Raw genomic sequence first — 13935 nt, forward strand, 5'->3', positions numbered from 1 at the left:
CAGTCGAGTCAAGTCGTGTCAACCTCGTCGCATCCGTTCGGTAACTACGAGAATTTAGCGTGCTTGAGCGGTTGTTAGCGTTGTTTGCGTTGTGTACAAGAACTTGCTTCGAAAGGAAATTCACATGGCAACCGGTACGGTCAAATGGTTCAATGAGACCAAAGGCTTTGGCTTCATTACCCCGGACGACGGCGGTGCGGATCTGTTCGCGCACTTCTCCGAAATCCAGGGTTCGGGTTTCAAGACGCTCAAGGATGGTCAGCGCGTCACGTTCGAAGTGAAGCAGGGTCCGAAGGGCTTGCAGGCATCCGCCATCAAGCCGGCCTGATCTCACGAATCACGCCGAACTCGCCGGCCGAGCCGGGACCCCATCGGTCCCGGTCCGGCCAGCAAAGCAAAAGGCAAGCGTTCCACGCTTGCCTTTTGTCTTTTCTGCAATCCCAAGCGAGGCAAGACGCCCACATCGTTCCCGGACGGCAAGGAGCCCGGTAACGCATGCCGCGCGCACTGTCCTGAAAGCAAAAACCCGCTGGGCTAGCCAGCGGGCGGATCGTGCGACAAGCCGGATCTCAGGCCAGCTTGCGAACGCTGGTGCGCGAGGGCTGCAGGATCAGTGCCTTGGACGAGTCTGCATCCACCTTGGCACCCGGATACACCACCAGCACATCCTTGAGTGCCTTGCGGAACAGTGCGCGGAACTTGCGCTCGCTTTCCGTCTCGGTGCCGAACTGCATCTGCAGCGCTTCCCATGGGATCTCGGTGCGGCGCTGGATGGTGAAGAAACGATACGTCAGCCAGGAGTAAACATCGAGCGCAAAAGGCGACTGCTTGAGCGCCTTCAGCGCCCGCATGTCCACTGGCACAGGCCGGTTAACCAGCTCGTTGAAGAAGGGCTCGGACAGCACCACGAAACTCTCGAACATCGAGCCCTGCCCGGGCTGCATCGGATCCCACCAGGTCGACAACTGATCTGCCAGCAGGTACCCGACCCGGTCAATGGACAGCGGTTCGTGATTTGGGTTCTGGTTCTGGCTCGGCGTGGACTTGTTCTGGACGATCGCAATGGTGGCGGAGAACAGACGGATCATCTGCTGGCGCACCAGGGTCATGGTGCCGCGCTTGCCACCCGTGGCCATCGGGATGCCCAGGTTGTACATGAATTCGGAAAGCGAGTTGCCCAGCGAAATGCGGCGATCCTCGACCGTGCCCGTAAACTCCCCTCGCTTCTTCTTGGCCATGATTTCCTTGCCAATCCAGGCAAGCATCAGGCGCGGGTAAGACCCGTAGGGATAGCCGAGCGACACCGTCTCGGACACCAGTTTCTGGCGACCGTTGCTCGCCTTCTCGGATCGCTGCTGCGTGAAGTAACCAGGCTGGATCATCAGGGAAATATTCCCGCTGGTCCGTGTCCACACCGGCGGCGCACCTTTCGGCGCCCGATAAGGCAGGGTCACTTGTACGCTGGCGCGGCTAAGGAAGCCGACTTCGCCACTTTGCCATGCATCTTCCCGTTCCATGGCCTGGGCTTCGTCGAACAGGCGCTGGAATTTCTCGGACGGAACCAGACTGTTCTCGTCGCCGGGAACGATGATGCGGGACGGCTCACGGTCCATGTTGGCCGGATCGTGAGATCCCAGGATGGTCTGGGTGCGTTTGATGGGCATATTGGCGGGCTTCGGAATACACGACTTTTTACGCGAAGCAAACCGCCTTGTCACGCAGAAACAGGTTCGGTAGGCGAATTTCCTGTCCTGCCGCGGGTTTTGGGTCAGGTGGGTCTCATGACTGGTAGCAGGGTGGTCTGCGGTGGGCAACCCGGCAGGGTTGTCCACGGAAGGCCAGCACTGAGCTACCAGTAAACGATAAGCGTATGGGTTAACTACTCGTAAACCGTATACGTAGCCCCCAAGCCACTGATTCGTATACGGAAAAAGCCCCCTTCCGAACCCGATTCTGCGTGAAACCGTACTCGATTCTGCGAAGTGCTGTACCAGATTCTGCGGTATACCGAACCCGTTTCAGCGTAAAGCGCGAACCGGATTCTGCGGGGATAACTCCCTGTTCTCACAGGCTTTTCCACAGCCGGACCGCGCCAAAGCGTACCCGTTTCTGCGGGTCAAGTGCGGTATACGCTCCGTGCCGAGGTAAACAAGGGGTCGTACCGGAGTTATCCCCGCAGAAACGGGTACGCATCCCACTCCCCGACTGCCCTTTTCACCCCGCACCGTACCCAATTCTGCGTCAATCGGGGCGGCGGCGTTCCAAATGCGTACCCAATTCTGCGTGAGCACTTCGAAGCCCGGTTTCGGTCGTGCCAGCGTACCCGTTTCTGCGGCGTACCCAATTCTGCGAAACATCCACCAGGGCCGCTCCGAACTCCGAAGCGTACCCGTTTCTGCGTCACCGCAAGGCGATCATTCGGCGCTGGGCGTACCCGTTTCTGCGTGTATCTGACGCCCTGAAATTCAAGCCGGAAATTTCACCTCTATTATACACAAGGTTCTCAGTAAAAGCGAGCGCTTGCACTCGGAATTATCCAGGCTGCCAAAGGGTATACGTCGGCGTACCCGTTTCTGCGGGACGCTGGAGATGCTGGTGATGAGGGGTGGTCAGCGATCAGGGATATACAAGCGAGTGGCGTACCCGTTTCTGCGAGGCGGGCGCCGGACTACGCGCTTAGCGGGGCGTACCCGATTCTGCGTGGAGCAGGGGATTCGTTGTCGCGACAGGAAACCGGCCAGCCGTGCGGCCGGCCATCAGGCTTGAGGATGGCTCGCGGGGTCGATGCGAGCGGTAAATTCGCCCGAAAACGGGCGGCAGCGTACCCGTTTCTGCGTACGGGCCAGGCGCCCAGCTGGCGGGGAATTGCGTGAGGCGTACCCGTTTCTGCGTTGCACCAATACATCAGCAGGGCGATCTTGGATGCGGTCAGGAGGCCGCAGGCGTATTCGGTGCGCGCCAGGCAGAGCAAAGCGTACCCGTTTCTGCGCTGCAATATGGCTGCGGTGTGGAGCGAACCAGGGCCTGGACGGCTCAGTCCAGGCCCTGGCTGCGTGTCGATTTCAAGCTCAGCGTACCCGTTTCTGCGGACGTTCAAAAGGCGCTGCGCCCGAAGCCCGGGCGTGCGTGGCCCGGCCGGTGCGGCCAAAGCGTACCCGTTTCTGCGCGCTTGTCATCTCGCCGAAGACATGGCTCGCCTGGCCTGTGCGTACCCATTTCTGCGGGCCCGGCGTGTCTTCCGGTGGCTAAGGGCTCAGGCGTGGCTGGACAAGCGGTGCGGCTGCTTTCGGGCGTAGCGAGGCGGGTCGACGGGGCGCAGGCCGCGGGCATGTCGCCACCGTCCGCTTGCGGGCCCCGGCAGGACGAAAAAAAAACCCCGCCTCGAGAGGCGGGGTTTTCTTGACTGGGCGCACCCCAGGAGGGGTGCCAGTCTTACTGCTTACAGCGGCGTGATGTTCGCAGCTTGCAGGCCCTTCGGGCCGTTCTTGACTTCGAACGACACGCGTTGGTTTTCCTGCAGCGACTTGAAACCGTCGGCGCGGATTTCAGAGAAGTGCGCGAAGAGATCGTCACCGCCTGCGTCCGGCTTGATGAAACCGAAGCCCTTGGCGTCGTTGAACCATTTAACGATACCGGTTTGCATGGTATTGCTTTTCCTGACAAAAATTTAAAAAGAAACGGATAGCTCACGCATATCCAGCAAAGCAACTCAAGGAAAGGACACCATGGACAACGGAAGTACCATGACGGTGGCTAACGAATGTGCTGTTGCCTCGTCGCTTGAATCTAGCGGGGTTTATACGGTGGATTAGCGCCAGCGTCAAGGTAGGGTGATTCTGGATGTCTGTCCGGATCCACCGCCAAGCATCGCGGGATCATCACATATTTCGTATGCCACACATTCTCCACCGGCTCTGCCGCAGGGGAGAATCTGTAAGACATTACGCCCGGCCCGGGCTGGGCCCGCCGGGGCGCGAACCCCTTTGAAACATACGCATCACAACAGAATAAGAGGAACCTCCATGCCAACGCAGGATCCCTTGCGCAATCCCCCGGCGGCGTCTGCCGGCCCTTCGCTCGTCGAGCGCGTGTTCAAGCTGAGCGAGCATCAGACCGACGTGCGCACCGAGTTGCTTGCCGGCCTGACGACCTTCCTGACGATGGCCTATATCATCTTCGTCAACCCGAGCATCCTCAGTGACGCCGGCATGCCGAAGGACGCGGTGTTCGTGGCCACCTGCGTGGCGGCGGCGATCGGCACCCTGATCATGGGCTTCTACGCCAACTATCCGATCGCCATGGCGCCGGGGATGGGGCTGAATGCCTACTTTGCCTACACCGTGGTCAAGGGCATGGGTTTTCCGTGGGAGGCCGCGCTTGGCGCGGTATTCATCTCCGGCTGTCTGTTCCTGCTGGTGACCCTGTTCCGTGTGCGCGAGCTGATCGTCAACGGCATCCCGCATTCGATCCGCATCGCCATTACCGCGGGCATCGGGCTCTTCCTTGCCATCGTGGCGCTGAAGAACGCCGGCATCGTCACGGCCAGCCCCGCCACCCTGGTCACCATCGGAGATCTTCACCAGACTCCCGCCATCCTGGCCATCGTCGGCTTCTTCGCCATCGTCGCGCTCGATCACCTCAAGGTCAAAGGCGCCATCCTGATCGGTATCCTGCTGACGACCATCCTCAGCTTCGTGGCGGGCGACAACACCTTCCATGGCGTATTTTCCGCGCCGCCTTCCATCGCCCCGACCCTGCTCAAGCTGGATATTCCCGCCGCGCTCTCGATCGGCATCATCAACGTGGTATTGGTGTTCTTCCTGGTCGAGCTGTTCGATGCCACCGGGACACTGATGGGCGTGGCCAATCGCGCCGGCCTGCTCAAGGCCGGCAAGATGGACCGTCTGAACAAGGCGCTGATGGCCGACAGCACGGCCATCATGGCCGGCTCGTTCCTGGGCACCTCGTCCACCACGGCCTATATCGAGAGCGCCTCGGGCGTCCAGGCCGGCGGCCGCACCGGACTGACGGCGGTGACCGTGGCGGTGCTGTTCCTCGCCTGCCTGTTCATCGCGCCGCTCGCCGGCACCGTGCCCGGCTACGCGACCGCGCCCGCGCTGCTTTATGTCTCCTGCCTGATGCTGCGCGAGCTGGTGGATCTCGACTGGACCGACGCCACCGAAGTCGTGCCGGCCGTGCTGACCGCGCTGGGCATGCCCTTTACCTACTCCGTTGCCAACGGCGTGGCGTTTGGCTTCATCACCTATGCCGGGCTCAAGCTGCTGACGGGCCAGGCCAGGCGCGTTCCGGTCATGGTATGGATCATCGCGGCCGTGTTCGTCTTCAAGTTCTACTACCTTCCCGGCCACTGATCCCGTGGCTGCCGTGCCCGCCAGCCGCGGGCACGGCGCTCCGCGCACGAGCCCGTGCGTACCCGTTTCTGCGTCGCTTCGCGCGCGTGCCGCCGTGGCCCCGGGCGCGGCGACCGTACCCGTTTCTGCGGGCCTGGCCAACCCCGCCCGTGTTCGTCAGGAAACGGAAGCGCGTACCCGTTTCTGCGTACGATGTAAGTGGATAATTACCTGCAATGCCAAGTCGTGTGTAGCAAGGTGCTCATACTAAAGGATGATATTGGGTTGAGCCCCCATACTGAGGGCTGGACAAACTGACCTAAATGCACTGAACTAGAGGCGTGGCAAATTGCGGGGCGCTTCGAGGGCGCCCCTTCTTGACTCCGGCGTTCCGGAGTTTGCGCCGGCTGGCGCAAAGCAACACCAGACATAACGACGGAAACAAAAGTCCCACGCCCGCAGAACGGCCAAGGACTGACCGACCAGACCATCGTCCAGATGGCTTCGCCACCACGGAAGGGAGCGCGCGGATACACGCCCGCCCCACAAGAAAGCAAATAAGAACATCAACGATAAGTGGTAATCGCGAACGTGTAGTGCCGGGGGTGTTGTTCAACGGGGATCACATCATGAATGCAGGAGAAATCCGGCGACCCGCCATGGGAACCATCAGCGAGTCCGCCAGCCTTTCCATTCATCGCGCCTGGACGGCTTTGGGAGAAGCCGCAGCCGAGACGCCACGCCGACACCGTAGCACCGGAGACGCCAATCCGGCCGCCAGCGTCGTCGAAGACTTCCTGAGCCAGGACCGCATGCTGCCGGCACATGCTCGCGCAGCGATCGAACAACTGCTGCAACGCCAGCGCTCGCTCGAAGGTGAACTTTCGCGCCAGCGCAGCCTGCTGCAGGAATGGATTCTCAGCCAGCTCACCTACAAGACGCTCTACTACCGATACTCCGGCCAGTCTCCCGACGCGCCCCGCAGCGAATTGCTGCGCGAGAAAGACCTGGTGCGCCGACGCATCCGCGATCAGCTCCAGGCCGGTGGCGAGCATGCCGCCATTCTCGGTGAGCAGTCCCGCAGTCTGTCCAAGCCGTAATGCCGACGTTGCGCATGGGGGAAGCCCCCCAACCGGCTCAGCTCGACCGCACCCATGGCCCGCATCGAAGCGAGGCCGCGGTGCAAGCCGGAATCATCAAGATGCTCAACGGCAGGGAGAACGCTATGGACCGACTGTGCAAGGTGGCGACACGCACCGCACAGGTGCTGGTCGTGTCGCGCCACGAACCCTATGGATTCGATCCGGCCCAGTTCGGGTCTGGCTGGGAGATTCGCCATATCCAGCAGATCCGCGACCTGAGCCGCGTGGTACGAGGCAGCGCGCCGATGGCAGGCGTGCTCGACCTCGAGAACGAGTACAGCGATGCCGAGCTGGCGCAGCTCGAGCAAAGCCTGCAGTACCTGCACGTGATGTGGGTGGCGATCACCTCGTCGCGCATGCTCGAAGACGAGCGCGTGCGCCGGCTGATCCGCGATTACTGCGTCGATTATGTGCGCACGCCGTTCTCGTTCAGCGAACTGCTTTACACCCTCAAGCACGCCCACGGCATGGCCTGCCTGCACGGCGCGCGCAGCCACGAACTGATCGGCCACGGCCCGATGATCGGCGAGTGCGCGGCCATGCGCGCCATGTTCCGCTCGCTGGCCAAGGTGGCGCACAACGAGGCGCCCGTCTTTATCTCGGGCGAATCGGGCACCGGCAAGGAGCTCGCCGCGCAAGCCGTGCACGAGGCGTCGAGCCGGCGCAAGGGCCCGTTCGTGGCGATCAACTGCGGCGCGATCCCGCCGCACCTCGTGCAATCCGAGCTGTTCGGCTACGAGAAAGGCGCCTTCACTGGCGCCAACCAGCGCAAGATCGGCTGGATCGAGCAGGCCCAGGGCGGCACGCTGTTTCTCGATGAGATCGGCGACCTCCCGCTGGAAAGCCAGGTTGCCCTGCTGCGCTTCCTTCAGCAAGGCACCATCACCCGGCTCGGGGGCCACCAGTCGATTCCGTTGGACCTGCGCATCATCTCGGCCACGCACGTGGACCTGGTCGCCGCGCAGTCGGACGGACGCTTCCGTTCCGACCTGTTCCACCGGCTATGCGTGCTGACCTTGTCGATCCCGCCCCTGCGCGAGCGCGGCGAGGACATCCTGCTGCTGGCCAACGCCGTGCTCGCCGAGCATGGACACGAGGCGCACCGGCGTATCCGTGGCTTCTCGCCATGTTCCACGCAGGCGATGATGCAGTACGAATGGCCGGGCAATGTGCGCGAGCTGATCAACCGGGTGCGACGCGCCATCGTGATGACGGACAACCGCAAGATCACCGCGGAAGACCTGCAGCTGCACGGCGGCACGGATGCCCCGCGCAAGACGCTGGATGCCATCCGCGAGGAAGCCGAGCGCGAGGCGATCCGCACCGTGATGGCCAGTCACGGCTTCCACGTGGTACCGGCCGCGCGCGAGCTCAACGTGTCGCGGGTCACGCTCTACCGGCTGATGCACAAGCACAATATCCGCATCGAGGCGCGCCCGGGAGCAGGCGAATAGCGCTCGTCAGGCGGCATTGAAAAAAGCGGGCTGCGGCCCGCTTTTCTTATCCGCTCCCCGGCACCCCCTAGAACGTATAGGGAAAGCGCAGCGACACCGTGTAGTTCGGCGCGTCCGGCGTCAGGCCGATGCCGAACGCGGTGCTGACCGACAGGCCCTTGGTGATGACGTGGTTGAAGCCGAACGTCATCGTCGCCACATTGGCGCGGCTGCCGATCACGGTCTGCGTCACGCCCGACGTGGTGACCTGCGTGCTGCCCGAGAAGGCCGCATTGAACGCCAGCGACATCGACGTGCGGTCGTTGAGCGCGAGCGCCAGGCCGCCGCCGAAGCCGATGGTGTCGCCCAGCTTCACGTCGGCCGGCGTGACCTGGCCCTGCACCGACGAGATATCGCTCACCGAGCGCTTGATGTTGTAGGTGTAGCTCGCATTGGCGAACAGCACCACCGGGTCGTAGGTCTTGAGCACCGACAGGCCGGCGGTGACCGCCCACACGCCGTTGCCCGTGGGCAACTGGTCGGCGATATTGAGGTTGTTGTTGTTCCGGTCGGCCGACACCAGCTTGATGCCGAACGGTGTGCGCCCGGTTGGCGCGCGCACGCGCACGCTGCCCACCACGTCCGGCGCCGCGCCGCTCTCGCGCAGGAACTGGTAGTACACGCCCATGCTGACGTCGGCCAGCGCGGTGGTGCTGAGCGTGGCGTCCGACAGGCTCGAGGCCGAGCCCCCCGCGCCGCCCGAGATGAAGTTGGTACTGCGGTAGGTCACCGGCACGTCGAAATCCATCGACAGGCGGTCGGTCAGGCCGTAGCGCGCGATGGTGTCGTAGGTGAGCGTGTGCGACTTGGTCTGGTTCAGGTTGATGGTGCCGAGGAAGATCGCATCGAGCGCGAGAAAGCCTGACAGCGACAGCGCTCGCCGGTCGTAATAGCTGTAGACGAAACCGCTGTCGATGGTCAGGCGCCGCTCGAACAAAGGCGCATGCTCGGTCTGGTAGACCAGGTCCTTGCTTTGTACGCGCGCCTGCTGCTGCGTCTCGCGCGCATCGGAGCCCACCACCTGCGCGCTCGTGCCGCTTGCGCCGATTGCGGTGCCGCCCGCGGACGTGGATGGAGTCGCCTCCTGTGCCAAGGAGGGAACACCGGCAGCGGCCATGGCGCTGCTGGCGTTCCCGTCGGCACTGCTCCCCGTTCCCCCCGCTACCCCTCGCCCGCGCGCCCCGACCATTTCCAGGTCGTTCAGGCGCTGCTCGAGAGCCTTGATGGTCTGTTCCTGTTTCTCGACCAGTTCTGTCAGTCGTTCGATCCGCTCGTCCGCGCTCGGCTGCCGGGCGCCAACCTGCGCGTACGCAGCCGCGGAGAGCAGGGTACCCGCGACGGTACCCAGCACAGCGAATTCGGTCTTCATCTTTCCCCCCGGAAATCTGAATGCGCGTGAAGCGGGTGCGCCAGCCCTAGGCATGCAGCGATTATCGTCGCATCGATGCGATTGCCGCTAGTGCGTCGCGCATGCTGGATTGCGTCAGTTGCCGGATCGTCAATTGCTGCACCTGCAGCGTGATATTGGTGAGGTTGAGCACCTGTTGCGCGTCGCCCGTGATGCGCGCGGTCTGCATCAGGCTGCCGCTTTGCGCGTTCTGGGTGGCGCTCCCCGCCGCCGACTGGATCGCCACCGATATCCCGCCGCCAGGGTTGACCGTGGCGCTGGCCGTCATGCCGTTGGCCTGCGCCTGCTGCGGCAGGGTACCGTTGCCAGCCGCAGGCGACTGCGCGACGATGGGCGTGGTCTGCGTGGTGATGGTGCTGACGTTGCTGACCGAATTGCCATCGCCCGCGATCTGCGTCACCTGCCCGACCCCCGCCGCCTGCACCGCGGAGCTGGCCACGCCGCCATTGCCTTGCACCGTGCCGCCCGCCAGGCTTTGCACGCGTGCCGACAGGCTCGCGCTGGCCTGCGCCACGGCCGCGCCCGCCGCCAGGTTGGCCGCCGCCACGCGCGCAGTTGCCGTGGCGACCGCGTTGTCGTTCTGCCAGCGCGACACCATCTCCACCATGAAGCCGCTGACCAGGCTGGCCCCGAGGTATTTGCCGCGCACGCCCGCCAGTTCCTCGTCGGACACCAGCTCGGCCATCACCGGCGCGCCGACGATGTCGCCGACGTCGTCGGCGGCCGAAGCCGCGCGCGTCGGCGCCGCGGCCATCGCCATGCCGGCGGAGCAAGTCAGGCAGAAGAGGCGCAGCGCGGTGTCCATGTCAGAAGTAATCCATCCGGATCAGGCCGAAATCCAGCGCCGCCGGCACCATCCCCCCGGCCAGGGCGGCGTTGGTCCGGTCGCGCAGGGCCGGCGCGGCGAAGTCCAGCAGCGGCGAGTTCGGATCGAACGGCCGGCCGACGATGGCGAACACCAGCCCGTTCCAGTTGGCCGCGAAATCTTCTTCCTTGATGATGCGGTTGCCAAGCGCCGGATCGGCAACGAACACGCGTCCGTCGATCGCCCTGCGTACCACCACGAAGTGCAGGTAGCCGTTGACGTCGAGCAAGGTGATGACCGGGATCTTGAGTTGCCGCAGCGCGCTGTAGTCCACGCGGAAGCCCCGTCCGCGCAGCCCCAGCGTCTCCACGTAGTTGCGCATGTCGAGCATGGAGAAACCGTTTTTGACGACGGTATCGGCATCCGAGATGCGCAGCATGTCTTCCACGATCTTCGGCTCGGCCAGGTCGAGGCCGTAACCGTAGCGCAACAGCGTGCCTACCGCCGCCGCGCCGCAACTGAAGTCGAGCTGCTGGCGCATCATGTTCTGATAGCGCATTTCCAGCATGCTCTTGACCGGCTTCCTGAGCATCGGCTGGCCATCGAGGTTGATGGTCATCGTGCTCTGCCCGCTGGCGCCGAACGCCGCCGACAGCAACAGGCATGCCCCGGCCACGCGAAATAACGCGCGCATCTTGCTACCTCCCTCGGGCTGGATGAGCCGGTCCCCCCCGTGCCCGGCTCTCCCTCCACTGCTTTTTACTGCGTACCGCGGTGCCTTGCGGCGTACTGCTCCACTCAGCGCGTCGCCGTGGAGATGGCGAGCCCGTTGCTCTGCGCGTTGCCCGCGCCGGCAGCGATATTGACGCCGATATTGCCCACTGCGTTGGCCAGGGCGCCGCCGGCGAGGTTGGCGGCATTGTTCGGCTTGCAGCCGCACATCGACAGATCGTTGCCGTAGGTGGCCTGGTCGTTCGACGCGGTCGCCTTGGCCAGCACGCCGACCGGTTGCCCGCCCCGGCCGGTGTAGCCGCTGCCGGTATTGACCGAGGCCGCCAGCGCGTTGCTCTGCAGGTTGCCGGCGCCGGCAGCGATATTCACGCCGACATTGCCCTTGGCCCCGGCGAGCATATTGTCCGCCATGGTGGCGCTGTTGGCCGCGCCGACCATATGCACGCCATTGCCGGCGGTCTTCTGGCTGGAGAACACCTGCGCGGAGGCGAACACATCCGATGCATCGATGCTCGCCAGCGCAGCCTGGTTGGACTGGCCGTTACCCGCGCCGGCGGCAATGTTCACGCCGATATTGCCCTGCGCGTTGAAGAGCGCGTTGCCGCCGCCGAACGCGGTGTTGCTGGACGAGCCCATGCGCACGTTGTTGTCACGGGCGCTTTGCTGGCTGTTGACCACCGCGCCCGACTCGGACTTGAACTTGATATCCCCCCAGGCAAAGCCGAAGCCGCGCACATAGATGTCGTTGCTGATGGCAGTCTGGTTGAAGATGTCGGCGTCGTCGGGGCGATCGAAATAGCTGAATCCACCTGCAAATGCGCTGGTAGACAGCGCCATCATCGCTGCGATGGCGAGGATTTTCGTTTTCATGATTTTCTCCTTCCCTTTTTAGAAAAAAGTGCCCGCCGGGGGACGGAGCACAAATACGTTGGATGAGACATTCCCCGATCCGGCCGTCTGGTTCAGCTGCACCAGGCCCGTCGCGTTGCGGTAGGCATCCGGCTGGATGACTGCCTCGCGGGGTCCTGAGGCGTGGCCCGCTGAACCCGGGCGACTCCCTCCGGCCGATTCGGCGGCCAGCAAGCCGTCCGAGATGGCCTCGATCCTTACCGCGGCGGACGGTGCCAGTACCGCCGCATTGCCCTGCAGATTGCCGTTGCCGCTGGCCACGTTTGCCGAGAGCAGCCCGCTGCCGCTGGCGAAGGCGCCGTTGCCGATGCGGCTGACGGCACCGGCCGCGGGTGCAACCGCGGCGGCGCGCTGCACCGACAGCACTTCCGCGGCACCGGTGCCGATCGCGGCCTGGTTGGTCTGCGCATTGCCGATGCCGGCGGCCACGTTGACGGCGGCGCGCCCGCTCGCACCGGCAAGCGCGCCCGGATCGATGCCGGCGCTGTCCACGCCCGGGACCTGCGCATGGCCCTGCGCGCAACCCAGCGCCAGCGCGGCGCAGACGATGACCGGAGCCCGTGTCATGGATGGGCTCCTGCAGCAAGCGGCGCCAGTCCGCGCAACAAGGCGCCGCTCATGTTTCCGGTAGCCTGCGCCACTTGTCCCGCGATACCGCCCGTGGCGCCTGCCGTGCCGCTGCCCGTGGCCAGGCCCTGCAACTGGCCTGGCTGGCCGGCGAGCAGGCCGGCCACGGCCTGGCCGGCGCCAGGCACGGCGCGGCCGGCGGTGCTGCGACCCACCGCGGCAGCGAGATCGCTGTCGGTCAGGTCGCTCACCACGGCGGCGGCGGATTGTTCGAAGCGTTTGGACGGAAACGGCTCGACAGCGGCAGCTATCGGCATGTCCCCCGACGGTATGCCGCGATAGGCAATGCGCGGCTCGACGCTGCGCAGTACGACGATATCGCCTGGTTCTGCAAGCGCGCAGATGGGAGCAAAGGCGGCGACAAAAGCTGCAAGACCGATGGCGCAGGTCGCGCCAGCCGATAAGAGCGCCTTCGTGCCGTCATTCGTGCAGGCGGCTGACGCATGGCAGAACTCACTCCCGCGTTGTAGGACTCGTCGCGTCATTTTTTTATGTCTCCCTGCCGGTGAGAGAGCGACAAGCGTGCCAATCCCCGCAAAACCAGCACTGGCGCCGGCTCTCGGGTGGTATACGGCCACGCGCGGAAGTTCCCCGCGGAGGCGGGAACATTTTGGTTGCAGCGCTGAAACGCGCGTTTGCGGCCGTGGCTGGCGGGCGCTGCCCGCCAGCGGCTGCACGGCTTTGCTGCATCAGGCGCCGGGCCTGCCATGGCGTGGCCCGGAAGGCCGCCCGGCTTTGGTTGCAGCGTTGTAACAGGCCATTCCATGGCCAACTGGTCTGACCGCGGCCGCAACGTTCACGCAGAAACGGGTACGCCGCGCGCTTGCAGTGGGGCGCAGGAAGTGGCGCAGGACGTGGCGCGGACGCACGAAGGCGGGCGCAATCGCTGGTGTATCAAGGCGCCGCGCAATGCGCCGGAGCGCGGGCCGTGCGGCCCGCCTAGCGTGCCGGCAAGGTGCCGGCCTGGGCGGCCGCTTCGCTGGAGATCGGCTTCGGGCCTGGCTGGCTGCGCTCGCAGCCCGTGGCGGCGAGCAGGCCGAACGCCAGCAGGACAGCGATGCCAAGCCAGCGCGTGGTGATCCGGTTCATGGTGCCTCCTTGTGACAGGGAAACAGCCTCGGTGCTGGAGGAAGACTGGGCGGACGGCGGCCTGCGCGACGGCGAGCCGCCCGCCTTCCAGTCTAGCCTCTGGCCGCCCGCCCGCGGCTTGGGCAAAGCGCGCAGGCGGCTGTATCATGGACTTTCGGACGCATAACAAGAACGGGAGAGCCTCACTGGAGTCTCATCATGTTGCGCTATGCCGCGCTCTTCTTCGTGATCGCCGTGGTCGCCGCGCTGTTCGGCTTTGGCGGCGTCTCCGCCGGAGCGGCCCAGGTCGCCAAGCTCTTGTTCATCGTCTTCCTCGTGCTGTTCATGGTCTCGCTCATCTGGGGCCTGCGCAAGGAGCGCTAGCCGTGCTCGTGCAGCT

The 13935-nt window shown here is 64.4% G+C and carries 14 protein-coding genes; 5 read left to right on the forward strand and 9 right to left on the reverse strand.

Going from position 1 to position 13935, the window contains the following annotated elements; genetic code table 11:
- Positions 1-124 precede the first annotated feature (124 nt).
- On the forward strand, positions 125-328 hold the full coding sequence (locus tag AC1DK4_RS23500; protein ID WP_006159056.1) for a cold-shock protein: 204 nt from the start codon (positions 125-127) through the stop codon (positions 326-328).
- Positions 329-569: 241 nt separating this feature from the next.
- Here the strand turns inward: AC1DK4_RS23500 and AC1DK4_RS23505 are convergent, their stop codons facing one another.
- Positions 570-1613 carry a replication protein RepA gene (locus tag AC1DK4_RS23505; RefSeq protein ID WP_441643134.1) on the reverse strand — a complete coding sequence of 348 codons (1044 nt, stop codon included), beginning with the start codon at positions 1611-1613 and terminating at the stop codon, positions 570-572.
- Between the two features lie 1826 nt (positions 1614-3439).
- Positions 3440-3643, reverse strand: coding sequence for a cold-shock protein (locus tag AC1DK4_RS23510; protein ID WP_017228340.1), 204 nt, complete (start codon positions 3641-3643; stop codon positions 3440-3442).
- Positions 3644-4022: 379 nt separating this feature from the next.
- Here AC1DK4_RS23510 and AC1DK4_RS23515 point away from each other — a divergent pair, with 379 nt between their 5' ends.
- The 3 genes from AC1DK4_RS23515 (at position 4023) to AC1DK4_RS23525 (ending at position 7947) form a co-directional block, all read left to right on the forward strand.
- Positions 4023-5372 (forward strand): NCS2 family permease, encoded by a 1350-nt coding sequence (locus AC1DK4_RS23515; protein ID WP_441611793.1) that lies wholly within the window; start codon positions 4023-4025, stop codon positions 5370-5372.
- Positions 5373-6010: 638 nt separating this feature from the next.
- Positions 6011-6451, forward strand: a complete 441-nt coding sequence (locus AC1DK4_RS23520; protein WP_441611794.1) for a hypothetical protein — start codon at positions 6011-6013, stop codon at positions 6449-6451.
- 125 nt (positions 6452-6576) lie between these two features.
- Entirely contained in the window at positions 6577-7947 is a 1371-nt protein-coding gene (locus AC1DK4_RS23525; protein ID WP_441611795.1) for a sigma 54-interacting transcriptional regulator, read from the forward strand.
- Between the two features lie 67 nt (positions 7948-8014).
- Here the strand turns inward: AC1DK4_RS23525 and AC1DK4_RS23530 are convergent, their stop codons facing one another.
- The 7 genes from AC1DK4_RS23530 to AC1DK4_RS23560 form a co-directional block, all read right to left on the reverse strand.
- On the reverse strand, positions 8015-9355 hold the full coding sequence (locus AC1DK4_RS23530; protein WP_441611796.1) for a transporter: 1341 nt from the start codon (positions 9353-9355) through the stop codon (positions 8015-8017).
- 61 nt (positions 9356-9416) lie between these two features.
- Positions 9417-10199, reverse strand: coding sequence for a hypothetical protein (locus tag AC1DK4_RS23535; RefSeq protein ID WP_441611797.1), 783 nt, complete (start codon positions 10197-10199; stop codon positions 9417-9419).
- A gap of 1 nt (position 10200) precedes the next feature.
- Positions 10201-10893: a C39 family peptidase gene (locus AC1DK4_RS23540; protein WP_441643111.1), complete on the reverse strand. Its 693-nt coding sequence runs from the start codon at positions 10891-10893 to the stop codon at positions 10201-10203.
- Positions 10894-10997: 104 nt separating this feature from the next.
- Positions 10998-11801, reverse strand: a complete 804-nt coding sequence (locus AC1DK4_RS23545; RefSeq protein WP_441611799.1) for a hypothetical protein — start codon at positions 11799-11801, stop codon at positions 10998-11000.
- Between the two features lie 18 nt (positions 11802-11819).
- Positions 11820-12407: a hypothetical protein gene (locus tag AC1DK4_RS23550; protein WP_441611800.1), complete on the reverse strand. Its 588-nt coding sequence runs from the start codon at positions 12405-12407 to the stop codon at positions 11820-11822.
- Entirely contained in the window at positions 12404-12724 is a 321-nt protein-coding gene (locus tag AC1DK4_RS23555; protein ID WP_441611801.1) for a hypothetical protein, read from the reverse strand. Before AC1DK4_RS23555 ends, AC1DK4_RS23550 begins: the two co-directional genes overlap by 4 nt.
- Positions 12725-13406: 682 nt before the next feature.
- Positions 13407-13556 (reverse strand): hypothetical protein, encoded by a 150-nt coding sequence (locus AC1DK4_RS23560; protein ID WP_441611802.1) that lies wholly within the window; start codon positions 13554-13556, stop codon positions 13407-13409.
- 198 nt (positions 13557-13754) lie between these two features.
- Between AC1DK4_RS23560 and AC1DK4_RS23565 the strand changes: the two genes are divergently transcribed.
- The gene (locus AC1DK4_RS23565) at positions 13755-13919 is read left to right on the forward strand and encodes a DUF1328 domain-containing protein (RefSeq protein WP_441611803.1); all 165 of its coding nucleotides are present in this window, start codon (positions 13755-13757) and stop codon (positions 13917-13919) included.
- Positions 13920-13935: the final 16 nt, after the last annotated feature.

The sequence above is a fragment of the Cupriavidus sp. 05N38 genome, from assembly GCF_056397345.1.